Below are 22,388 nucleotides of genomic sequence, written 5' to 3' on the forward strand. Positions count from 1 at the left end.
ATGAGCAGCCTCGACCTTGTACTCGGCCGTGTACGAACGGCGCTTACGAGACGGAGGCATAGCAGACATCCTTCCAGCAGGACCACGATCCTGCTAAATCGGTGTCCGCTGCACAGGGTGAACCTCACCGGCCCGCAAGACCCACAGCGACGCTCACGGCACTCGCGCACTGATCGAAGTGCTTCTGCTGCAACGGTATATGGCGTACGACCTGCTCGTCACCGCCTTGGCCGCAGCGTTGCTGGCCGGAGCATTGACCGCGGCGCGATCACTCTCGAACCCCCAGATCAGCGAGTCCCAGCCGCCCCCCGAACCCGCGATCGTCTACCGGCTCATCTTCGGCGGCCACACCCGCGCCACAAGGAAAGGCTGACCAACCCGCACCGGCACCGAACGCGATTGCTCGACAGGATCGATCCGCTGCCTGCGTCAGGATCCGGAATCGGCTACATCGTCCCCGCTGAAGTCGTACTCGTCGACGTCGAGTTCTGTTCGGGTAGACGACAGGAATTCCAGGACCGGCGCCGAGAGATGCCATCCCAGCGGCCGAGGCCAGCCCTGCGCTTGCTCCCATGAAGTCCCTTCAGGCGCGGCCTGGACCCCGTCCCGGTGATGGAAATACCGCACGACCTGCATCACCGCAGTGACTTTGTCGTCTGCGCACACCGAGACCAACGCGGAGCGGATGGGATCCAACCGATCCACCAACTGCTGAATCTGCTGGTCAACGCTTTCGTCACTACGCCGGACAACCTTCCACGCATGGCAGCGCGGGATGACATGTTCAGACGACCGGCTTCCCCTGACCAGCACTTCGTCCGGCTCCATCCCGAGTCGCACCGCGATGTCCGCCGCCGGCCACATGTCACTCTTCAGCGCGAAATAGCAGTACTGCCACACCTTCACCAGCACGATCCCACCACACCCCACGCACGGAACTCGACTGGATTTCCTCCACCCAGGTTCACACACGACCCGCCCAGCAGACCAACACGCGCCACACCGCTGCCGAAATTCGCGACCTATTAGCGGCCAGATGGAACTCCCCGCTGGCGGCCACCTACGCGAGGGGGTATCTGGCCGCAGCCCGCTAACTTTCGGCTATCTCCAGTAGGAACGCGGACCTATCACTCCGGCCGGACCTGCGCGGCCTGCATGCCCTTTTGGCTCCGCTCGGCAACGAACGACACCCGCTGCCCTTCCTTGAGGGACCTGAAGCCAGCGCTCTCGATCGCCTTGAAATGCACGAACAGGTCGTCCCCTCCACCATCGGGAGCGATGAAGCCGAACCCCTTTTCGTCGTTGAAAAACTTCACAGTCCCGCTCTGCCTATCGGCCATAGCCATACCCGTTCCCGTGTGAGGTGGTCGAGCGGTGACGGCCAGGATGCTGTCACCGCATTGATCATTCCCTGTCCACCCCTCACTGGAGAGGATTTCCAGGCGGCGAGCCACACGAGGCTACCGTTGGGCTCGCGGTTGGCGGCCGAAATGCACTGCGGCTCAGAACCATTCGGAAACGCCTGTGGATGTGGTGTCGGCAGGCCCGGCCTCAGCACCTGGTGGTTCCCGGCGGCCTACGCACGGTAGCCGAGACCGCGCGTTTGCGGGCAGCCAGCATGGACTCGAAGGCCGCACTCAGGCCTCGGGTGCGGCCTCTGCTTGCCCAAACTAGTGATGGCTGATTTGTTGCTGCTGCGCATATCTGACCGCGAGTGGGGAGCCCCCTGACCGCACTGACTGGCCGTCCTTGGGGTTTCCAACTGGCAACTGACACCAGAATCCACGACCAAAGCCAACCTGAGTCCAGGCATGCGCACTGTGCGGTGTCCTCGAGATAGGGAAACACGCCCACAGCTGAAGCCGAGGCATCGCCGGATCCGGCACCGATGACTTTCGCGGTGAGCTCGCCTCTGTACGTGTAGGAGGTGATCGGCATGGCCGCAATGGTCGTGATTCAGCACCCGGGCACTCGGTCGATACGAGAGGTTCCGGCGGTGTCTTGGGGGCGAGCCGAGGTGGGTTCGGCGGAAAAGCCGCGTGCGGCGGTACACCGGGTGCTCACTGCGGGCGCGACCCTCGACACCGCCCCCTTCGAGCCGCTGCTCACCCCTGACCTCGTCGGATCCGAGATCGCTCGTCTGTATCAGACGCCGGACATGTGGGACGAGCGCCGGGTGTACCAGCTCGAAAGCAATGGACTTCACGCGCCGGCGTGAACCACGGAAAGAGAAGGTTATGTTGTTGGAAAACAAGAACATTGTCGTCTACGGCGCAGGCGGCGCGATCGGCAGCGCGGTGGCCCGCGCATTCGCTTACGAAGGCGCCAGAGTATTTCTCACCGGCCGCAATCGCGACAGCATCGACACCGTCGCGAAGGAGATCACGGCCGCCGGCGGTGCGGCCGAGACCGCCGTGGTGGATGCCTGCGACGAGACGGCGGTGATCGGGCATCTGGCCGCTGTGGTCGCCGACGCGGGCAGCATCGACGTGTCGTTCAACGCGATCGGCATCCCACCGCAAGGGCTGCAGGGAATCCCGCTCACCGACCTGCCGGTCGAGAACTTCCTGCGCCCGATCACGGCGTATACCCAGGCTCATTTCGTCACCGCGAAATCGGCCGCACGACACATGATCGCCCAACGGTCGGGGGTGATCATGATGAACACACCCGAACCGGCCCGCTCGCCGCTGCCGCTGGTGGGTGGCATGAGCGTGGGCTGGGCGGCGATGGAAGGCCTCAACCGATCGATGTCGGCCGAATGGGCCCAGCACGGTGTCCGCTCGATCTGCCTGCGCACCACCGGCATGCTGGACACACCCGTCATCCACACCGTGTACGGGCTGCACGCCGACGCGATCGGTATCCCGAAGGAGCAGCTGGTCGCGGCCGCCGGTGAGATGACCCATCGCAAGCAGCTGACCACCTTGGCCGAACTCACCCAGGCGGCAGTGCTTCTCGCCTCCGACCGGGCATCGGCGATGACCGGCACCGTCGCCAACCTGACCGGCGGAATCATCGTCGACTGACTCCGTCACGCCCGACCGCCACGACATCGGCGGTCGGGCAACCCCTTTCGAAACCGGGAACAACGAATGAACGATCTACTCGCGACCGCGATCGCCGCACACGGCGGTCTGGACCGATGGAACCAGATCAAGACGATCCAGGTCGACGCCGAAATCAGCGGGGCCTTCTGGCAGATGAAGGGGCAAGCAGACGCGATGAGCCGCGTCCGCTTCGAGGTGGACACCACACAGCAACAGTTGACCATGGATTACCTCACCCAGGACCGCCGCTCGCTCTTCCGGCCCGATCGCGTCGTCCTGCAGCGACCCGACGGCACGGTCGTCGGCGAGCGCGACGACCCGGAGCGGTCGTTCGCCGGGCACGACTTCCGAACACGTTGGGACCAATTGCATCTCGCGTATTTCACAGGGGAGGCACTGTGGACGTATCTGAATACGCCGTTCCTGTCGACCTGGCCGGGGTTCGTCAGTGCAGAGATCGCCCCGATCGAGGCCGATGGCGAGACGTGGCGGCGTCTGCGCGTGACCTTCCCGGATCACATCAAGACCCACACCCGTACGCAGGTGTTCTGTTTCGGTCCGGACGGGCTGCTGCGCCGCCACGATTTCACCATCGACATCGTCGACCCGGCCACCGAATCACAGCTCTACGCCACGGACTACCGCGACATCGACGGGATCCTCATCCCAGCGACGCGCCGGGCCTACACAACCCTGGGCAACGACCGGATCGTCCTGGTCGCCATCGACATGGCCGACATCACCATCGCTTGATGCGAACTCTCCCGAGACAAGGACACCACGATGACCAATGCGACACGCACCGAGCCGCGGTCGTCACACCGGCGGAATGACCGCATCATGCATCCTGTGACCGAAACCAGGACCGGCAACGAGGATTTCGCGAGCCTGGGCGAACCGTTCCGGCGCGAGCTGCTCGCCTACTGCTACCGCATGCTCGGTTCGGCTGACGACGCCGAGGAAGTGGTGCAGGACGTCTACCTCAGCGCCTGGCACGCGTACGACGGGTTCGAGGGCCGATCGTCGCTACGCACCTGGCTGTACCGCATCGCGACCCGGGCCTGTTTCAAAGCGTTGGAAAAAGGGAAACGCAGGCCGCTGCCCGCCGATCTCGGCGCCCCCGAGACAACCGTGGACACGACGCTGGCCGAGCGTTCACCCGAAATGCCCTGGCTACAGCCGATACCCGACTTCCTGTTCACCGCGACACCGATCGACCCCGCGACCGTCGTGGTGCAACGACAGACGATGCGGCTCGCCCTGATCGGAGCACTCCAACGGCTACCACCGCGACAACGAGCCGTGCTGATTCTCCGCGACGTGCTGCAATGGCGGGCAACCGAAGTCGCGGAGTTGTTGGAGATGACGACCGCGGCCGTCAACAGCGCGTTACAGCGTGCGCGGACCCAGGTTCCGTTGCGCGAGGACGATCTGACCGAACCTGCCGAGCCGCAACAGCGAGCCCTGCTCGACCGCTACGTCCTGGCCTTCGAAACCGCGGATGTCGATCAACTCGTCGCGGTGTTGACCGAGGACGCCAGATGGGAAATGCCGCCGATCACAACCTGGTTCGAAGGCCGCGACACCATCCTGGCCTTTCTCGCCAAGCAGATGCGGATGATCGGGCCCGCCAGGCTGGTCACCGCATCTGCCAACGGACAGCCCGCGTTCGCCGTCTACGCTCGCGGCCGCGACGGCGCGTATCACCCACACGCGCTTCATGTCCTGACGTTCACAGCCGAGGGCGTCGGCCGGATCGTCGCATTCCACGGCGCAGGGCTGTTTCCGTTGTTCGGCCTCTGACAGTTTGCTATCTCATGCTCGGCTCCGCCGCCGACCGCCATGATACGGCGGATCTACCGTCACGCATTCGGATGGCGGGACAGCCGAAATAGATAAGGAATAGAACAATGCGTAATCCGTATGCGGTGCTGGCGTTGGCCGGTGCCTCGATGTTCATGGCGGTGGTGGATTTCACCATCGTCAATGTCTCATTGCCCAGGATGGCGATCGATCTGAGGCTCGGCGAAGACGCCTTGCAGTGGGTGATCATCGGTTACGGCATACCGTTCGGCGGCTTCTTGCTGCTGGCAGGTCGACTCGGCGACATCCTCGGTCGCCGGCTCGCTCTACAAGCCGGACTCCTGCTGTTCGTGGCCGCTTCCCTGACCGCCGGGCTGTCGAGCACCGGCGGACAGCTGATCGGCGCCCGCATCGCGCAGGGTGTCGGTGCGGCATTGATCACCCCGTCCGCTCTGGGGATCGTGGCGGACGCCTTCAACGAAGGCAAACAGCGTGAGAACGCATTGGGTATCTACGGCGCTCTCGCGGGCACCGCGGCCTCGGTCGGGGTGCTGGCGGGCGGGTTGCTCACCGATGGACCCGGCTGGTCGTGGATCTTCTACGTCAATATTCCGATCGGGCTCGTGCTGTCGGCCGCGACGATGTTCGTGTTGCCCGAGAATCGAATCGCCCATCCCGGTGGTGGATTCAACCCGGTCAGCGCCTTCTCGGTGACCGGCGGTCTACTCGCCGGACTGTATGCGCTCAACCAGGGTGTCGAACAGGGCTGGGCTCAGGGATCGACCCTCGGGTTCGGCGCTGTCGCAATGGTATTGCTGGTGGTCTTCGGATCGGCGGAATGGCGTGCGCGTAACCCGCTCGTCCCCCGGGCGCTCCTGAAGAATATGCCGGTGGTGCAGGCGAACCTCGTGGCCGCGTCCGGATTCGGCAGCTTCTTGGCCTTCGTCTTCCTGACTTCAGTTGTGCTGCAACAGCTACTGGGTTACTCGCCGACGAAAACCGGTGTCGCGTGGCTGCTGACGACCCTGACCGCTTTCGTCTTCGCCGGTGTGACAGGCGCGGTGCTGGCGAACAAAGTCGGCACCCGGATCCTGCTCGGGCTGGCGTCATTGCTGGTTGTCGCGGCGTCCGCATGGTTGATCTACCTGCCGGCGGACGCGAGTTTCGCCAGTCGAGTCATGCCCGCGCTGATCGCCGCAGGAATGGCCGTCGGGTTCTTCGCACCGTCGGTCCAGATCGGGGCGTTGGCCGGCGTCGAGGAGACCCATTTCGGGGCGGCATCCGGTTTGGTGGAAACCTCCCGGGAGTTGGGTGGTGCACTCGTCATCGCCTCGGCCTCAACAGTGTTGGCGGGTTCGCACTCGGGATTCCTCCACGGAGTCCACGGCGGCTACGCCGTCATCGCGGCAGCGGCCGCGCTCGGGGTGCTCGCCACCGCTTTCCGCGCGAAGCGGTCCACTCGTCCAGAGGTGTCCGTCCAGACGGCCATCGTCGAGGCTGCCGCTTGAACACGAACGCGGATCCCGGTCTGCTCGAGGCGGGACAGCGCATCGGCGGCGGCGCGCGCGGTGAAATACACGTGGAGGGCGGCGAATATGTTCCCGCCGCCGTCGCGGTGGCCTGTGGTCTCGACCCGCGCGGGCAGGGGGCACACCTCTACCGGCGAGCAGTGTCAGCGTGCCGGCCAATGCCAGGGTGGGCCGTCGAGCAGGCCCTCGCCGGCGACCAGGGTCTCACCGGAGTCCTCCTTGACCAGCTCGATCCGCTCGGCAGCAGTGCCGTCGGTCCCGGCTGCGCCGGTCGCCGCGGCCAGCAGGGCCGCCGAATGCGAGACCACCACCACCTGGGTATGGGCAGCGGCGTCGGCGATGAGAATCCCCAACGGCGCCAGCAGATCCGGGTGCAGACTGGATTCGGGTTCGTTGAGCACCAGCAGCTCCGCCGGGCGTGGTGTCAGCAGGGCAGCGACCAGCAGCAGATACCGCAGGGTCCCGTCCGAAAGCTCGGCCGAGGTCAACGGCCGGTTCAGGCCGGGCTGATGCAGCAGTAGCCGGAAGCGTCCCGCGGTCTCGGTCACCTCCACCCGGCTGCCCGGGAACGCTCGATCCACGGTGTCGGCCAACGCATCCCGGTCCCCGATCTCGTAGATGGTGCGCAACGCCGCGGCCAGGTCCGCGCCGTCACCACGGCATTGTGCCGCTCGACCAGACTCGACGACGGCCGCAGTACCGGCCCGGACCACACGGCCTCGCATTTGATCTCCGGATCGTGATCGAACAGGCTCGGCTCCCCGAACGCCGCCATCCCCGGTGCCGGGATCCCGAACTCGACCGCATATCCGAAATCATCGGCGGCGAAGCCGAGTCGCAACGTCGCACCGTCACCGGGATGCCCGACCGTCAGCGCGTTGCCGCGCGCCTGGGCACGCCGCACCACCGCAGGGCCTGCCCACAACGTGGACTGCAGCCCGCCTTCGCGTGCCAGCGCCGCGACCGCGTTGTTCGCCCCCGCCTCGGCCAGCAGCCGCAACGCGCGATACACACTGGACTTCCCGCCGCCGTTCGCGCCGGTGATCACCGTCAACGCCCCCAGCCGGACCGTCAGCTGCCGCAACGACCGATAATTCTCCACCGCCAGAACCTCGATCACCACCACACTGTAAGCGACCCGTATTCCGTTGTGCCACCGCGAATCCCGCACTTCACCAGGTCGGCCGCCACGGCGCGGCTACCTTCGGCAGCTGTACCAGGACCTTGGCACCTCGACGAGAACCGTTGACCGCCAGCATGTGTGGACCGGGCCAACCCACCGGGCCGATGCCGACACCGAACGCCGCCTGAGTCTCGACACCACCCTGTCAGAGAAGAATATTGGACGGCCCTCCCGCGCCGGTCGATCACTCACCGGGTCCGGGCCCGGTCGCGTTTACCCTCTCCCGGCGACCCGGATCGGCGCGCCCGTCCAGCGTAGCGCTGGCCGTTGTGGTGATGTCGCCCTCGCCGTCATCCGGCAACGCGGCTTCAGGATCAACTCATCCCCTTGCTGTTGGACGCGCTAGTTCAGATCCAACACGACCGCGCCATCGTGAATCTCGAGAATTCTTCCGCCGGAAGACATCTCGCCGATGGTTGCTAGGCGGTGATCTCGGCGACAGGGTCGTGGAGGTGGGTGATCAGCTCGCGTATGGTCGGGGGCGCGGCGGGTAGATCGCCTTCGACCCGGAGTTGGCCGCTGGTCGTGGCGAGGTGGCGGCGGTGCCGGGCGGCCGCTATGGCGTCCGGGTTGCCTGCCCAGATTCTGCGGGAAAGGTCATGGTGCGTGGCGTAGTCGGCGACGATACGGACTGTCGGCTCATCGACGGTGCCGCCACCGACCTCGAACGTGTTGTCGCGGATGCGGATGAACCAGCTCAATGTGCCGGCGGGGGTGTTGGCTCGGCCGGGTGGCGGGTCGGTGAGGTCCTCGCAGAGGCAGTAGTCGAGTGCGTCCAGGTCGTGGCCTCGCAGCAGGCCTGCGACGATGGAGGCGACGGCGTCGAGCCATTCCGGACTCACGTATTCGAGTTTGCTGGTGGCTGCCATCGTCAGGATGATTCCATGAGTGGATCCTCTGTTCTTGTGATGATCTGCGCGGATTCGGGCGAGAGTTTGCGAAGACGGGTGTTCGGCTGAATCTCGACCGGAGACCGAGGGCCGATGGCAATCGGCGGGCAATCGTGCCGATCGCAGCAAACCGGCCCGCCGCGCCGCCTCCGGCTGGCATCATCGATGTCGTCCGCACGGGATGGACGCTCATGATCACGGTCCAGGCCGATCTCCGAACAGCCACAGGCTCAACCGGTTCGAACCTGCCTGCCGACGCTTCAGCTCATCGATGTACATGTCCAGCGAAGTGACCTTCCTGAGGTTGTGATGAAACGTCATGAACCACAGAGGATTTGGTCATACCGTATTGTTTCGGGAGGAGCGAGCTCATGTCCCTGCACACCGAACTCATCGGAAGCATCCCGCGACCTGCCCAGCTGCTCAACGGCATCCGCGAACACGCCGCCGGGAAAATCACCGTCGATGCGCTGTCCGAACTCCGCGAGGAGGCAGTGCGTGAAACCATCGCGCGACTGGAATCGCTGGGGTCTCCGGTCGTCACCGACGGCGAGCAGAGCAAACCGAGTTTCCTGACCTATCCCCTCGCCGGTCTGTCGAATCTGAGCCCGGACGGTGCCGTCATCCCCTACGCCGACGGTCATACGCGGCAGTTACCGAGGCTGTCCGCCGGACCGTTCCGCTATGGCACCACCACTGCCCCCTACTTGCGAACCGCGCGGAAGTACGCGACGGTGCCGGTCAAGCAATCGGTGGTCGCCGCCTCCGCGCTGAGCCTGCTCTACCCGGCCGACGGCGTCGACGGCTATCCGCGCGAACAGTTCCTGGCCGACCTCGTCGACAACGCGGAGGCCGACATCCGCGGCGCGCTCGACGGCGGAGCGCACTCGGTACAACTCGACTTCACCGAAGGCCGGCTCTCGCTCAAACTCGACCCCTCCGGCGGACTGCTCGATTCTTTCATCGAGCTGAACAACCGCGTGCTCGACCGCTTCTCAGCGCAGGAACGTCAGCGCATCGGCATCCACACCTGCCCCGGCAGCGACCAGAACTCCGCGCACAGCCTCGACGTCGACTACGCCGGACTGCTGCCCAAACTGTTCGGCCTCCACGCCGGCCGGTTCTACGTGCAGCTGGCCGGCGAGCCCGATCCCGACCGGGTGCTGAGGATCGCCGCCGAGCATCTGCCCCCCGATGCCCGCCTGTTCGTCGGTGTCACCGATCCGAACGACCCGGCGGTGGAAACAGCCGATCAGGTCCGTGACCGCGTGCTCACCGCGGCCCGCTACCTGCCCGCCGATCGGATCGGAACCTGCGACGACTGCGGCTTCTCCCCCTTCGGCGACGACGTATCCACCTCGCGCGAGACCGCATTCGCGAAGATCCGCGCCCGCATCGAGGGAACCGCGGCCGCATCCACCGAACTCGGACTGTAACCGGAGATTACCCCCCGAGGTGGCGGTCCCGGTGGATCGCCACTCTCCGGATGCCGTGCAGCGCAACGCATTTCGCGCAACCAGCGCCCCGATCACTCGGCGAGCGTGCCGGCACAGCGGAAGTGTCGAGGTTCTAACCTGCGCGAAGACCGGGGCATGCTGTCGGGTCATCACCGTGGCGGCGAGTCGCCGTGGATGTGGACGGTGGTCTCGGCTCCGAGGCGTGGTCCGGAAGCGATTCGGGTCGTGCGTGCGTTGCCGATTGGCTACTACCGGAATTCGCGGCGGTTAACGGTACTACGTTCAGGTGAACGTTTGGGATCCCAAATGATCTCTCCCGCAAGCCTTCAAGCCACCGCTCCCCCGTTCTGACCTGGCGATTTTCCGGCGCAGGGGACCTGGCCGGCTTGTGCGCGGCAGTGGATCCGATTCGGACTTTCTATAGTTTTCCCTGTTCAGGGCCATTTTTCCGCGCGAGCGACGTGCGTGTGGGATGCCTCGAATCTCCCGTTGACAGGTATGAACCGGATACCTCACCCTCCTTTTGGGATCCTGAATGGATCCGTAGCGGCGGTTCGAAAGGAGTTCCACCGGTGGGTACCGCATTCCGGCTGGGGGTTGTCACACCCTCGTCGAACACTGCGTTGGAGCCTCTGGTCGCCGAGTTGGTCGCCGGGCACGGGTCGGCGCACTTCACCCGGATCGCGGTGCGCCACATCGGTGTCGGTGACGCATCCGACCGCCAGTTCGATACGGAAGCGATGGTGGCGGCGGCCCGGTTGCTGTCCGATGCCCGGGTGGATGTTGTTGCCTGGGCGGGAATGTCGGGCTCGTGGCTGGGTGTTACCCGGGAGATCGGTATGAGTGCGCGGCTCGCTGCCGCGGCGGGCGCGCCCGCGACGACCTCGACCCTCGCGTTGCTGGCGGCCTGCCGGGCCTACGGCGTGCGGCGGCTCGGGTTGGTCAGCCCGTACACCGCCGACGTGTCCGCGCGGATCGCCGCGGAGCTGGGCCGGCACGGTATCGAGGTGGTCGGCGAGCAATACTGCGGGCTGAGCACGAACTTCGACTTCGCCGCGGTGGACGACCGGACCGTGTCGTCGATGATCCGGGCGGCGGCCGAGCGCGCCGAGGCGGTCGCGGTGGTCTGCACCAATATGGCCGCCGCCGTCGTATCGGCGGCCGCCGAAGCCGAACTCGGTATCCCGGTGTTCGATTCGATCGCGGCGACCGTCTGGCATGCCATGACGCTGGCCGGTGGCCCGGCGTCGGTGGACGGTTACGGTGATCTGCTGGCGAACGGAACCCTGCGGGCCCGGATGCAGACGGTGGCCGAGGAGCTGTTGGCGGAGACGAAGGCCGATCGCACGACGTTGCGTCTGGACCTGCCGGCCGCCGGGTGTTCGGTGGCGACCTGCGCCGCTGAATCGTGTGGCCCGGCGGTGCGTTCCATTCGGCGCGACGCGACCTTGCCGCAACGTGAGCTGGCGACGGTCCGGTGGCTGGAGGAGAACCGGACGCCGCTGATCCAAGGCGATTTCACCGCGGAACCGCGTCCGCCGCAGGCGCTGCTCGAGGTCTACGGCGTCCGCGCGCAGATGCTGGGTCCGGTGGTCCGGGACGGCGTGATGGTGGCGTGGCTGTCGGTGCACAGTCTGGTCGAACGCGAGTGGACCGCCGGCGATCGGCACGCTGTGACGGTGGCGGCGCGGCAGATCGAGGAATTGCTCGACTCCCGATCCACGAGTGAGGTGCATCGCCGATGACCGACCCGACACCGGCGGCCGTACCCCGGCACCTCCGAGAGAGGGCGACGTCGTGACCGCGCAGTCCGGCGCCGGCGGCATCGGCCGGCCGCTGCGCGAGTTCGTTCGTGACCGGATCAGGGATCGCATCTCCGACGGGACCTACGCGCCCGGGACCCGGCTGGTGGAGCGCGATCTGGCCGACGACTTCGGAGTCTCCCGCCTGCCCGTTCGTGAAGCGTTGCGAATGCTCGACACCGAGGGTTTCGTCGAAATGCTCGCCACGCGCGGGGTGATCGTGCGGCAGCTGTCCCGCGCGGATGTCGAGGAGCTGTTCGATGTGCGCGAGGCGCTCGAGACCCTCGCGTTCCGCAAGGCCGCGCAGCGGGCCACCAAGGCCGACATCAAGCGGCTCGAGGCGCTGGTCCGCAGGGCGGACCGGGCCGTCGAACGCGCCGACCGGGCCACCGTGTACGCGTGCAACGTCGCCTTCCACGACATGGTGCCCGAGATCGCCCGCAACAAGGTGCTGGCGAGCATGCTGGAGCCCATCGAAGGGCGCCTGCACTACATCAATCTGCAGAACGACGAACCGGAAGTGCTGTGGGCCGAACACCGAATCATGGTGGAAGCGTTGATCTCCGGTGACGCCGATCTGTCCCGGCAGCTGTCCTGCGAGCACATCGAAGTGAATCGTGCCCGGGTGCTGACACATCTGTTCGGCGCCCCCCGTTCACGGCCGGTCGCAGGCGACCGCCCGTAGTTCGCCGCTTCGGCGAAACCACGCATCCGCTCCGCGCGGGTGACCTCTCTCATCCCCATGTCTGGAGCAACCATGTCCACGACCCATGAGCCGCACCTCGATCTGGCCAGCGAATACGAGCACGAACCCGTCCCCTCGACCGCGCGCCGGAGCCTGACCTCGATCGCCGCGGTCTGGTTCGGCTTCCCGATGAATCTCGGCAACGCGGTGTTCGGCGGCGTCATCGTCTACAACCTCGGCACGGTCGCGGGACTGAGCGCCATCCTCATCGGCAATCTCGCCCTGTTCGCCTATGTCGGGGCGTTGAGCTACATCGCGGGCCGGTCCGGGAAGAGTTTCTCCCAGCAAGCCGCCGCGACCTTCGGCGAGAAGGGACGAGTCGCCGCCGCGGGGTTCCTGGCGACCGTCGTGCTGGGCTGGTTCTCGTTCCAGATCGGTTTGACCGGAACGACATTGCGGGACGCCCTGGGCTGGCCGGCGCTCATCGGCGCGCTCATCGGCGGAATCGCGTACACGCTCGTCACCATCGTCGGGATCCGCGCCCTGTCGTGGCTGGGGATGATCGCCGCGCCGCTGTTCGTGGTCCTGGCGATCGTCGCGATCGCCTTCGGCGCCTCGGACGCCGGCATGTCGGCCACCGACATCTGGTCCTATCGGGGGGCGGGCACCGCGTTGTCCTTCGGTGCGGCGGTCAGTATCGTCATCGCCGGTTTCGCCGACTCGGGAACCATGACCGCCGACTTCACCCGGTGGTCCACGAGCGGGCGCGCGGCGGTGGCCGCGACGTTCACGGCGTTTCCGGTGGCCAACTTCCTCGCGTACAGCATCGGCGGACTCGTCGTCGCCGTCGGCGGTTCCGCCGACCCGGGTACCGACGGCGGTGGATTCCTCAACCTGCTGACCGGGCACGGCGTCGTATTGACCGCCGTCGCAGTCGCTTTCGTCTTCATCAACCTCGGTTCGGTTGCCTCGCACTGCCTCTACAACGGCGCCGTGGGCTGGTCGGGCATCACCGAGCGCGGAATGCGTCCGGTGGCCATCGGGCTGGGAATCGTCGGTTCGGTGATCGCGGTCACCGGCGTGTGGGACAAATTCCTGGACTGGCTCAACCTGCTCGGGATCTTCGTGCCCCCGATCGGCGCGGTGTTGATCATCGACCAGTTGGTGCTGCGCCGCCGCACCGGCGGCGCGGCGGCCTACCGGTACACCGCGTTCGCCGCCTGGGCGCTGGGCGCCGCCGCGGCCACCACGTCGCATTATCTGTTCCCGGGCTCGGTCGACTCCGTGGTGGGAATCATTGCCGGCGCCGCGTCCTACGGTGCGCTGGAGTTCGCTCGCCGATCCGTGGGGCAGCGTCCGGCGCTGGTTCTCGACGGTGTACAGACCGAAGCCGCGTAGCCGGCCATGCGATCACCACAGGGCACCGTCACCGAACTGGTCCGGCAGATCGCCGCGGGTTCCGTGTCCCCGGTCGAGATCGTCGACGACGCGCTGGACCGGGTGGCAGCCGCCGATCCCGTCCTGCACGCGTTCTGCACACCGACTCCCGAACCGGCCCGCCGGCGAGCGCGCGACGTCGAGCGCGCGGTGCGGGCAGGTACGGCCGGGCCGCTGGCCGGGGTTCCCTACGCGGTCAAGGATCTGATCTGCACCAAGGGAATTCGCACCACCTCGGGATCGGCGGCCTACGCCGACTTCGTCCCCGATACCGACGACGTCGCTGTCGAGCGGCTCGACACGGCGGGCGCGATCAACCTCGGCAAGACCAACGCCAGCGAGTTCGGGTTCAGCGCCTCGGGGCACAACGTCCTGTTCCCGGCCACCCGTAACCCGTGGGATCCGACCCGCACACCCGGCGGTTCCAGTGCGGGTTCGGCGGTCGCCGTCGCGGCGGGCATGGTCCCGTTCGCCCTCGGCAGCGACGGTGGCGGTTCGATACGTATCCCGGCCGCGCTCACCGGCCTGGTCGGTTTCAAGCCGTCGATGGGGCGGGTTCCGGTGTATCCGGGCTGCCGCGACCATCGCTATCCCGGGGTATCCGGCTGGGAGAGTATCGAACACATCGGGCCGATCGCCCGCACGGTCGCCGACGTCGCGCTGATCATGAACACGCTCGCCGGGCCCGACCCGAGGGACCGCCATACGATTCCCGGCGGGGATGTGGACTGGGCGAACACGACGGACGAGACCGACCTGCGGGGGATCCGGATCGGCTACACCGCCGATTTCGGATATCTGCCGGTCGATCCGCAGGTGCGTGCGGCCACCGACCGCGCCGCGGATCGTTTCGCCCGTGAACTCGGCGCCACCGTGGAGCATTTCGTGCCGGGCTGGCCCGATCCGGCCCCGCACTTCACCGCGCTGATCATGGCGGACACCGATCTCGTCGGCCTGCGTCGCATGGTTCGCGACATCGGCGACCGGATGTCGCCACACCTGGTCCAGATCCTCGAAACCCCCTGGACCGCTGAGGATTTGACGCAAGCCCTGATGATGCGCAAGGCGGTCGTCAACCACATGATCGAGGTCATGCGACGGTTCGACCTGATCCTCAGTCCCACCACCGCGGTGGCGGCGTTCGACCTCGACAGCGTCGGGCCGACCGAGATCGACGGCCGGACGGTGTCACCGACGACCTGGCAGGGCTTCACCCCGATCGCCAACCTCACCGGGCAACCCGCGATCAGCGTGCCCTCGGGCACCACCGAAGCCGGACTGCCCGTCGGTATTCAGCTCATCGGGGGCCACCTCGCCGACGGCACCGTGCTGCGGGCGGCAGCGGCCTACGAACGGGCCGCGCGCGCCGACGGCGGGTGGCCCGACCTCGCGCCGGCATCCGCCGCAGAACACCTCGGTCACCGACCGGCGACCCGAATTTCGTCAGCACTCGACAACAAGGAAATCCGATGACACGCAAGACAAATCCGCACATCCTCGCTCGGCCCGTCTCCCGGCGGAGTCTGCTGATTCGCGGGGCACAGGGTGTTTCGGCCCTCGCGGTGGCGGGAGGTGTGGGTGGCGTTCTCGCGGCCTGCTCGTCCTCGCCGGACGCCCCGGCAACGACGGCCGGCGGCTCGGCCAAGGCCGCCATCCAGTTCTGCTACCTGCAGAACGTGCAGTTCGCGGGAAGTTACTTCGCGACGACGAAGGGTTACTACAAGGCGGCCGGACTCGACGTCACGCTGCTGCCCGGCGGGCCGAGTCTGGCGCCCGAGCCGATCGTGCTCTCCGGCAAGGCGAATGTGGCGATCGGTCACACCGCCGAGGTCGTCTCGGCGATCAACAACGGGGCCAAGCTGACGATCATCGGCGCCTGCTTCCAGAAGAACCCGACCTGCATCCTTTCGCTGGCGGGCAACCCGATCACCAAGCCGACCGATATGTACGGCAAGAAGATCGGCATCAGCGACACCAACGCACCCATCTGGAAGTCCTTCGTCAAGGCCAACAGCCTCGACGAATCCAAGGTCACCGTCGTCACCGTCGGCTTCGATGTCACCTCCCTGGCCACCAGGGAGATCGACGGGATCATGGGGTTCGCCGCCAACGAGCCCACCATCCTCAAGCTGAAGGGGCTCGAGCCGGTCACCATGATGCTCGGTGACTTCAACTACCCGCTGCTCGAGGACCTCTACATGGCGAAGAGTTCCGATCTCGCGGATCCCGCGAAGCTGAAGATCCTCGTCGGCCTCATGAAAGCCGAGTCGCTGGGCTGGGCCGACGTGGAAGCCGATCCCGACGGCGCGGCGGCGCTGGCGGTCGGCAACTTCGGAAAGTCCCTGGGGCTCGATCCGGCCCAGCAGAAACTCGACGCCGCGATCCAGAACACCTTCCTGGTCGACGCCGACACCAAGGCCCACGGTCTGTTCTGGATGACCGAGGACAAGATCGCCGCGACGATCCGATCCCTCGCGCTCGGCGGCGTGACGGCGACCCCTGCCATGTTCAGCACCACAGTCCTCGAGCAGGTCTATCAGGGCGGGAACGTGCCCGCATGAGCACCGATCAGGCGACGGTCACCACGGCGGCCGGTGGTGGCCTGATGCTCGAACGGGTGTCCAAGACCTACGGTCACCGCGGCCGGGCACTGCTCGCGTTGCAACCCACGTCGCTGCACATGCCCGTCGGTAGTTTCACCGCACTTCTCGGGCCCTCGGGATGCGGGAAATCGACCCTGCTGCGACTTCTCGGTGACCTCGAAACACCTACTGCCGGAACCATTCACGTCAACGGGGTCAGCCCGGAACAGTTGCGTCGCGAGCACCGGACCGGCGTCGCCTTCCAGGACTCGGCGTTGCTGCCGTGGCGCAGCGTGGCGAAGAACATCGGGCTGCCCCTCGAACTCGCCGGGCGCGGGCACGACGGCGAGTCGATCACGGAACTGATCGACCTGGTCGGGCTCGGCGGCTTCGAGAAGGCCAAGCCGGGGCAGCTCTCGGGCGGTATGCGGCAGCGCGTCGCGATCGCGCGGGCACTGGTCCTCAAACCACACCTGCTGTTGCTCGACGAGCCCTTCGGCGCGCTGGACGAGATGACGCGCCAGCGACTCAACATCGAACTGCAGCGGATCTGGATGCAACGTAGCACGACGACGCTGCTGGTCACCCACTCGATCCAGGAGGCCGCGTTCCTCGCCGACACCGTCGTGGTGATGAGCCCTCGGCCCGGTCGCATCCTCGAAGCGGTTCCGATTCCGTTCGACCGCCCACGAACACCGAAACTACTGTCCTCCAACGACTTTCATGCGGTGTGTGATCATCTCGCCCAGGTGCTGTTCAACGGCGGCGCCGATATCGACACGAGTGCGGCATGACGACCGCGGCGGACGGTCGATCGGGGCTGCTGCGGGAGGCGGCCCGCCGCGGCCGCCGGCTGCTCGGCCACGCGGCCGTCGTGATCGCGGTGCTGCTCGCGTGGCAGGTGCTCGCCGTCACCGTGTTCTCGGGCCGGTTCGTCGTCCCGTCGCCGACCTCGGTCTGGTCGACGATCGTCGCGGACGGCTTCTACACCCACGACGCGGCGTCGACCCTGGCGATCTCCTGGAAGGGCTGGCTGATCGGGAACGGGATCGCCCTGATCCTCGCCGCGGTCTGCCTGCTGGTCCCGGTCGCGGAATCGGGGTTGATGGCACTGGGCGTCGCGACCTATTGCGTGCCCACCATCGCGATCGGCCCGCTGCTGGTCGTGCTCTACGACGTCGCGGGGGCGAAGATGGTCATGTCCGCGCTGTCGGTCTTCTTCGTCACCCTGACCGCGGCCGTGTCCGGACTTCGCGCGGCCGCACCCACCACCCTGCAAGTGGTCACCGCGTTCGGCGGCGGACGCTGGGCCCAATTGGTCAAGGTCCGCTTGCGGGCCGCGGTCCCGATGCTGGCCGGCGGCCTGAGCGTGTCCGCGCCCGCGGCGATTCTGGGCACGATGATCGGCGACTACCTCGGCGGTCAGGAGGGTCTCGGGGTGATCATGCTCCAGGCACAGCAACAACTGGCCGTCGAGCGGACCTGGGGTATCGCGATCGTGAGCACCGCGATCTGCGGTGCCGCGTTCGCCGCCACCGCCATCGGTGCCCGGCTCGTGGGCGCCGATGTCGAAGCACCGCTCGACTCCGGTATGACACCGCCACAAGCCCGCCGCAGCCGCTCGGTCACGACCGGACTGGCCGCCGCGAAACTGCTGGCGGCGGTGGGCGCCTGCCTCGTGGTCTGGCAACTGCTGGTCGCCACGAGCGGACTCGACAGCTATTTCGTCAAGACACCGCGCGACACCTGGAACTACCTCCTGGTCGCCCCCGATTCGGGTCGACACCGCAGCCTGCTGCTGAGCAACCTCGGCCGGACACTGACCGATGCCGGGCTGGGCTGGACGGCCGGCACCGCACTGGCCGTCCTGGCCGCGATCTCCATCGTGCTGATCCCGCCCGTCGGGGCCGCGGTCATGCCGTTCGTGGTGGTGTTGCGCTCGGTTCCGCTGATCGCGATGTGCCCGCTGCTCGGGCTCGTGTTCGGGCGTGGGGTGCTGGGTGTCACCGTCATCGCGGGCATCGTCACCTTCGTGCCCTCGCTGGTGACCATCGTCGGCGGCCTGCGGGTGGCGCCGTCGGCGGCCATGGACATCGTGCACTGTAGCGGCGGGCAGCGGTGGTCGACCCTCGTCAAGGTCCGCATCCCCTTCGCGACCTCGGCCTTGTTCGCCGCCGCCAAGATCTCGATGCCCGGCGCGATCCTGGGCGCGGTACTGGCGGAATGGCTCATCACCGCACGGGGTCTGGGCAAGGCGATGTCCTACGACATCATCTCCAGCGACTTCAACGACCTGTTCGCCTCCATCGCGGTGCTGCTGGCGGTGTCGCTGGGCCTGTATGCGCTGGTCGCCACGCTGGAAACCGTGGTCCGCAACAGCGGCCGCGGGAATTGAGCTCCCGCGTGACCGATATCCGGGCCGGGCCGCCCGCCACCGTCCACACGATCGCCGTGCCCGCCTACCGCTACTCCGAAGGAACCGTATGACGACGACGCAGATCAAAGGCGGCACGGTCGTGACCGCCGCGGACCGCTTCGCCGCGGACCTCTACATACGCGACGGAGTGGTCATCGGCCTCGGACAGGACCTGAACCTCCACGCGGACACCGTCATCGACGCCACCGGCTGCCTGCTGCTGCCCGGCGGCGTGGACCCGCACGTCCACCTCGACTTCCCGTCGCTGTCCACCACCACGGCCGACGATTCCAACTCCGGTACCGCGGCCGCCGCACAAGGCGGCACCACGACCATCATCAACTTCGCCATGCAGCAGTACGGCGAGCCGCTGCCCGCCGCGCTGCAACGGTCCGTCGACCAGGCCGAGGGGCAAGCTGTCATCGACTACGGCTTCCATGTCGTGGTCCGGGATCTAGGCGCGGATCGGATCCGGGGAATCGACGAAATCGTCGAATCCGGGGCCAGCAGCATCAAACTGTTCATGGCCTATCCGGGCGAACTGATGGTCGACGACGGCACGCTGTTGATCGCGATGGAACGCATGGCCGCCGCCGGTGGCCTCACCATGGTGCACGCGGAGAACGGCTCCGCGATAGACGTTCTCGCCCGGCGGGCATTGGCCCAGGGCCACACCTCACCACAGTGGCACGGCCGCACCCGCCCGACCCTGCTCGAGGCCGAAGCAGTCCACCGCGCCACCGTGCTGGCCGAATTGGTCGGTTCACCAACATATTTCGTGCACATCAGCTGCGCGGAGGCCGCCGCCGAAGTGGCACAGGCCAAGGCGAAGGGACTGCCGATCTTCGCCGAAACCTGCCCGCACTACCTGACATTGGACAATTCGGTCTACGACGGCGACTCCTTCGAGGTCGCGAAGTACGTCATGACACCGCCGCTGCGCGAACCACACCACCAGGACCGGCTGTGGCACAGTATCCGGCGCGCGGACCTCGACGTGATCTCCACCGACCACTGCCCCTTCTGCATGGTCGGCCAGAAAGACGCCGGACGCGACAACTTCCTCGACATTCCCAACGGGGTCGGCGGCGTGGAACACCGGCTGCTGCTGCTGTTCGATCGAGGGGTGCGCGCCGGACGCATATCGCTGGAACGCCTCGTCGCCATCACCTCCACCAACCCGGCCAAACTGTTCGGGCTCCATCCCCGCAAGGGCAGCCTGATGGTCGGAGCGGACGCCGACGTCGTCGTCCTGGACCCCACCGGCCGGACCCGTCTGTCGGTGACGTCCTCACCGTCCAGAGTCGACTACAGCATCTACGAGGGATGGACCGTCGGCGGCGCGATCCGCTACGTCCTCAGCCGCGGCAAGGTCGTCGTCGACAACGGCGTCGTCGGAGACCACCGCGGTCACGGCCGCTTCGTGGCCCGTGGCGCGACCGCCACCCCGAACTGAACCTGCCCGTGCCACTCAGGACGGCGGCCGCGTCCCGTGTGCCAGATAGTGGAGCCACCCACCGCGATCACTGATATCGCGCACACCCGGAAGCTCCAGGGATTCCGCACGCATCTTCATGGACAGCGATCCCGAACCATCGGCCAACTCGATCACCGTCAACTCGAGTTCCGCGGGCTCGTTCGGCAGCAACTCCTCGCGCAGGATCCGATATTCGACCGAGTACAACTCACCCGGCACCGCCACACCACCCTCGGCCACCGGATACAACCCCGGAAACTCGTCACGCACCGAATAGAACCGATAACCAGGGGCCGTCGACACCGCGCCGACGAACGACGCACCACGCAACGCGTGATTCAGCGAACCACCCGACATCGCCTGCCCGTTGACGAACATCCGCACCAGCACCACGAACCACCCTCACATTCATCCGCACCGCCCACCCTCACAGGCAGTCACGCGCCGATCGAAACCTCCGGTCGGACACGCGATTCACCGATCCGGCCCGAAGAACACGGCAACCGGATCCGCTGCCGACAGCATACTGACCTTCCGGCCGCCGACCGTAGCGAAGATCCTCTCCCGCACGCGCGGCCGGCACGGGTCTATACCCGGGTCGGGCTCCAGGTCTGGTCGGCCCGGCCTCTCGCGCGGGTGAGCGTGCTGCGACCGCGGCGTCCCAGCTGCCCGTCGGCCAAATTTCTGCCCCACCCTCGGGACCGAGCTGGTGTACCGGAACAGTTGGCGCAGAAGAGAAGACGCGGAGAACGCGTTGTTCGCCCACATCGACGCCCTCCGCGCCACCGACATGAGCAGGCAGCGGGACCATGCCTGAGCCCGTACGCGGCATCGGTTGTGGTGCAACCTCGATCAAAGCGCATGGAGCTGAGCCAGGACCGTGAAGGCGGTGTCGGCGGCGGCGTGGAGGGCGCCGATCTCTGCTGCGGTCCGGTCGTGCAGGGCCGGATCCTCGAGGGCCAGGCCGTTGCCGAAGATCACGACATTGGCGCCGAGATCGGCCAGGACCAGCAGCGGTCGCGTCGCCACGCCCTTGCCCGCCAGCAGGTCCAGACCCTCGCCGACGAAGTAGAAATGCCACAGGGGACCCAGATCGGCGTCGTACACCTGTTTCGTACGGTCGATGATCAAATCGCCCGCATTCGCGATCGCGGCGACGATCTCGGCGTAGTCCGGCGCATTCCCCGGGACCGAACGCACTGCGGCAACGGAATACGCGAGATCGACGCTCAGGTGCGCGTTGTAGCCCGCCATGGCCGCGCGGGCACCGGAGATATCGCAACTACTCGCCAACTCGAAGAAGCGCTCCCAGTGCGGTTCGACCGAACCGCCGGTGAATTCGGCATGCAGATTGCCCAGGTATCGCCGCAGCAACTCGAGGCTGATGGCATGGGCGTAGTCGCGATCGGCGAAGCCGGTCGGAGCATGCTGCAACGGCATCACCGCGGCGCGCTCCACCGCATCCAACCCCAGGCCGAACAGGCCCCGCCGGTCGCGGTGCCGCGCCAGGATCGCAGTGATGGAGTGGTGGCGCTCGACAGCGATGTCCAAACGCTGCAGGGTATCTCCGGTCACGTCGGAGATATCCGACAGTCGCGCAACAGTTTCCAGCTCGTCGTCCGACAGCGGCGACCCACATACCGCGGACGGAACCCGATCGCGAGGTTGCGCGGCAGCCATCGGGACAATGCCCCAGACCAGCGCAATGATGCTTATAGCGAGGAGATACCCGGATCGGGCTGACAGCAGCACGAATCCACAGTCTATCCGACGCCCGCCATATCCATTGCGTGAAGCCGACTTACGGATATCGCTACGAATCGGCGGTACAGATCAGCAGTGCGGCCGCGGCCTCGATCCCCTGCCGGAGATCGACCACCGCCGGGGGCAGCGGATCCTGGTCGTCATCGGGATTGAAATGCGGTAGCTCGCGCATCCCGTCGTACGACAGGGACTGCTGCAGGATCCGGTGACAGTTTCGGTCACGCGGCCTGACTGGCCGGTGTGGTCATGATGACCTCGTACTCGACCGGCGTCAAACGACTCAGACGGGCCTGCCGGCGTCGACGGTGATATG

General features: G+C 66.6%; 21 protein-coding genes and 1 pseudogene. 15 read left to right on the plus strand and 7 right to left on the minus strand.

Annotated elements, in window-relative coordinates:
- Positions 1 to 178: 178 nt before the first annotated feature.
- Entirely contained in the window at positions 179 to 373 is a 195-nt protein-coding gene (locus NRB56_RS37595; protein WP_153349152.1) for a hypothetical protein, read from the plus strand.
- Between the two features lie 56 nt (positions 374 to 429).
- Here NRB56_RS37595 and NRB56_RS37600 read toward each other — a convergent pair whose 3' ends face one another.
- Positions 430 to 912, minus strand: a complete 483-nt coding sequence (locus tag NRB56_RS37600; protein WP_319944100.1) for a DUF4279 domain-containing protein — start codon at positions 910 to 912, stop codon at positions 430 to 432.
- Positions 913 to 1,127: 215 nt separating this feature from the next.
- Complete coding sequence (locus NRB56_RS37605) at positions 1,128 to 1,340, minus strand: cold-shock protein (RefSeq protein WP_153349168.1); 213 nt, start codon at positions 1,338 to 1,340, stop codon at positions 1,128 to 1,130.
- Positions 1,341 to 1,996: 656 nt separating this feature from the next.
- Here NRB56_RS37605 and NRB56_RS37610 point away from each other — a divergent pair.
- The 5 genes from NRB56_RS37610 (at position 1,997) to NRB56_RS37630 (ending at position 6,361) form a co-directional block, all read left to right on the plus strand.
- Positions 1,997 to 2,218, plus strand: coding sequence for a hypothetical protein (locus NRB56_RS37610; protein WP_153349153.1), 222 nt, complete (start codon positions 1,997 to 1,999; stop codon positions 2,216 to 2,218).
- A 19-nt stretch (positions 2,219 to 2,237) separates the two neighbouring features.
- The gene (locus NRB56_RS37615) at positions 2,238 to 3,029 is read left to right on the plus strand and encodes an SDR family NAD(P)-dependent oxidoreductase (RefSeq protein ID WP_194291141.1); all 792 of its coding nucleotides are present in this window, start codon (positions 2,238 to 2,240) and stop codon (positions 3,027 to 3,029) included.
- A 66-nt stretch (positions 3,030 to 3,095) separates the two neighbouring features.
- Positions 3,096 to 3,803: a hypothetical protein gene (locus tag NRB56_RS37620; protein WP_153349155.1), complete on the plus strand. Its 708-nt coding sequence runs from the start codon at positions 3,096 to 3,098 to the stop codon at positions 3,801 to 3,803.
- Positions 3,804 to 3,890: 87 nt separating this feature from the next.
- Complete coding sequence (locus NRB56_RS37625; protein ID WP_153349156.1) at positions 3,891 to 4,853, plus strand: sigma-70 family RNA polymerase sigma factor; 963 nt, start codon at positions 3,891 to 3,893, stop codon at positions 4,851 to 4,853.
- A 107-nt stretch (positions 4,854 to 4,960) separates the two neighbouring features.
- Positions 4,961 to 6,361: an MFS transporter gene (locus NRB56_RS37630; RefSeq protein ID WP_153349157.1), complete on the plus strand. Its 1,401-nt coding sequence runs from the start codon at positions 4,961 to 4,963 to the stop codon at positions 6,359 to 6,361.
- A 164-nt stretch (positions 6,362 to 6,525) separates the two neighbouring features.
- On the opposite strand, the pseudogene NRB56_RS37635 reads toward NRB56_RS37630, so the two are convergent.
- Together NRB56_RS37635 and NRB56_RS37640 are read right to left on the minus strand one after the other, a co-directional pair.
- Positions 6,526 to 7,502: pseudogene (locus tag NRB56_RS37635) on the minus strand (AAA family ATPase).
- Between the two features lie 482 nt (positions 7,503 to 7,984).
- The gene (locus NRB56_RS37640) at positions 7,985 to 8,434 is read right to left on the minus strand and encodes a hypothetical protein (protein WP_153349158.1); all 450 of its coding nucleotides are present in this window, start codon (positions 8,432 to 8,434) and stop codon (positions 7,985 to 7,987) included.
- Positions 8,435 to 8,826: 392 nt separating this feature from the next.
- Here NRB56_RS37640 and NRB56_RS37645 point away from each other — a divergent pair, with 392 nt between their 5' ends.
- From NRB56_RS37645 to hydA, 9 genes are all read left to right on the plus strand, one after another.
- Complete coding sequence (locus tag NRB56_RS37645) at positions 8,827 to 9,891, plus strand: cobalamin-independent methionine synthase II family protein (RefSeq protein ID WP_153349159.1); 1,065 nt, start codon at positions 8,827 to 8,829, stop codon at positions 9,889 to 9,891.
- 593 nt (positions 9,892 to 10,484) lie between these two features.
- Positions 10,485 to 11,657 carry an aspartate racemase/maleate isomerase family protein gene (locus NRB56_RS37650; RefSeq protein ID WP_153349160.1) on the plus strand — a complete coding sequence of 391 codons (1,173 nt, stop codon included), beginning with the start codon at positions 10,485 to 10,487 and terminating at the stop codon, positions 11,655 to 11,657.
- 52 nt (positions 11,658 to 11,709) lie between these two features.
- Complete coding sequence (locus NRB56_RS37655) at positions 11,710 to 12,399, plus strand: GntR family transcriptional regulator (RefSeq protein ID WP_319944101.1); 690 nt, start codon at positions 11,710 to 11,712, stop codon at positions 12,397 to 12,399.
- 72 nt (positions 12,400 to 12,471) lie between these two features.
- Entirely contained in the window at positions 12,472 to 13,797 is a 1,326-nt protein-coding gene (locus NRB56_RS37660; RefSeq protein WP_227838678.1) for a purine-cytosine permease family protein, read from the plus strand.
- Positions 13,798 to 13,803: 6 nt separating this feature from the next.
- Entirely contained in the window at positions 13,804 to 15,309 is a 1,506-nt protein-coding gene (locus NRB56_RS37665; RefSeq protein WP_153349162.1) for an amidase, read from the plus strand.
- Positions 15,306 to 16,397: an ABC transporter substrate-binding protein gene (locus NRB56_RS37670; RefSeq protein WP_153349163.1), complete on the plus strand. Its 1,092-nt coding sequence runs from the start codon at positions 15,306 to 15,308 to the stop codon at positions 16,395 to 16,397. Before NRB56_RS37665 ends, NRB56_RS37670 begins: the two co-directional genes overlap by 4 nt.
- Positions 16,394 to 17,212 carry an ABC transporter ATP-binding protein gene (locus NRB56_RS37675; RefSeq protein ID WP_153349164.1) on the plus strand — a complete coding sequence of 273 codons (819 nt, stop codon included), beginning with the start codon at positions 16,394 to 16,396 and terminating at the stop codon, positions 17,210 to 17,212. Before NRB56_RS37670 ends, NRB56_RS37675 begins: the two co-directional genes overlap by 4 nt.
- A complete protein-coding gene (locus tag NRB56_RS37680; RefSeq protein WP_153349165.1) occupies positions 17,209 to 18,813 on the plus strand; it encodes an ABC transporter permease in 1,605 nt (534 codons plus the stop codon). The genes NRB56_RS37675 and NRB56_RS37680 overlap by 4 nt, the downstream gene beginning before the upstream one ends.
- A gap of 88 nt (positions 18,814 to 18,901) precedes the next feature.
- Positions 18,902 to 20,290 carry a dihydropyrimidinase gene (gene hydA / locus NRB56_RS37685; protein WP_153349166.1) on the plus strand — a complete coding sequence of 463 codons (1,389 nt, stop codon included), beginning with the start codon at positions 18,902 to 18,904 and terminating at the stop codon, positions 20,288 to 20,290.
- A gap of 15 nt (positions 20,291 to 20,305) precedes the next feature.
- Here the strand turns inward: hydA and NRB56_RS37690 are convergent, their stop codons facing one another.
- From NRB56_RS37690 to NRB56_RS39970, 3 genes are all read right to left on the minus strand, one after another.
- Positions 20,306 to 20,704 (minus strand): allophanate hydrolase-related protein, encoded by a 399-nt coding sequence (locus tag NRB56_RS37690; RefSeq protein WP_319944102.1) that lies wholly within the window; start codon positions 20,702 to 20,704, stop codon positions 20,306 to 20,308.
- A gap of 459 nt (positions 20,705 to 21,163) precedes the next feature.
- On the minus strand, positions 21,164 to 22,063 hold the full coding sequence (locus NRB56_RS37695; RefSeq protein ID WP_319944103.1) for a DUF5995 family protein: 900 nt from the start codon (positions 22,061 to 22,063) through the stop codon (positions 21,164 to 21,166).
- Positions 22,064 to 22,124: 61 nt separating this feature from the next.
- On the minus strand, positions 22,125 to 22,247 hold the full coding sequence (locus NRB56_RS39970) for a hypothetical protein (RefSeq protein WP_264767108.1): 123 nt from the start codon (positions 22,245 to 22,247) through the stop codon (positions 22,125 to 22,127).
- Between the last annotated feature and the right edge of the window lie 141 nt (positions 22,248 to 22,388).

The organism is Nocardia aurantia (genome assembly GCF_009604425.1).
Taxonomy (GTDB): domain Bacteria; phylum Actinomycetota; class Actinomycetes; order Mycobacteriales; family Mycobacteriaceae; genus Nocardia; species Nocardia aurantia.

Excerpts from the sequence above, each read along its gene's own strand:
- hydA (WP_153349166.1), top strand. The coding sequence starts at position 18,902 with ATGACGACGACGCAGATCAAAGGCGGCACGGTCGTGACCGCCGCGGAC.
- NRB56_RS37630 (WP_153349157.1), top strand. The coding sequence starts at position 4,961 with ATGCGTAATCCGTATGCGGTGCTGGCGTTGGCCGGTGCCTCGATGTTC.
- NRB56_RS37675 (WP_153349164.1), top strand. The coding sequence starts at position 16,394 with ATGAGCACCGATCAGGCGACGGTCACCACGGCGGCCGGTGGTGGCCTG.
- NRB56_RS37620 (WP_153349155.1), top strand. The coding sequence starts at position 3,096 with ATGAACGATCTACTCGCGACCGCGATCGCCGCACACGGCGGTCTGGAC.
- NRB56_RS37665 (WP_153349162.1), top strand. The coding sequence starts at position 13,804 with ATGCGATCACCACAGGGCACCGTCACCGAACTGGTCCGGCAGATCGCC.
- NRB56_RS37670 (WP_153349163.1), top strand. The coding sequence starts at position 15,306 with ATGACACGCAAGACAAATCCGCACATCCTCGCTCGGCCCGTCTCCCGG.
- NRB56_RS37615 (WP_194291141.1), top strand. The coding sequence starts at position 2,238 with ATGTTGTTGGAAAACAAGAACATTGTCGTCTACGGCGCAGGCGGCGCG.
- NRB56_RS39970 (WP_264767108.1), bottom strand. The coding sequence starts at position 22,247 with ATGCGCGAGCTACCGCATTTCAATCCCGATGACGACCAGGATCCGCTG.
- NRB56_RS37680 (WP_153349165.1), top strand. The coding sequence starts at position 17,209 with ATGACGACCGCGGCGGACGGTCGATCGGGGCTGCTGCGGGAGGCGGCC.
- NRB56_RS37605 (WP_153349168.1), bottom strand. The coding sequence starts at position 1,340 with ATGGCCGATAGGCAGAGCGGGACTGTGAAGTTTTTCAACGACGAAAAG.
- NRB56_RS37660 (WP_227838678.1), top strand. The coding sequence starts at position 12,472 with ATGTCCACGACCCATGAGCCGCACCTCGATCTGGCCAGCGAATACGAG.
- NRB56_RS37640 (WP_153349158.1), bottom strand. The coding sequence starts at position 8,434 with ATGGCAGCCACCAGCAAACTCGAATACGTGAGTCCGGAATGGCTCGAC.
- NRB56_RS37625 (WP_153349156.1), top strand. The coding sequence starts at position 3,891 with ATGCATCCTGTGACCGAAACCAGGACCGGCAACGAGGATTTCGCGAGC.
- NRB56_RS37645 (WP_153349159.1), top strand. The coding sequence starts at position 8,827 with ATGTCCCTGCACACCGAACTCATCGGAAGCATCCCGCGACCTGCCCAG.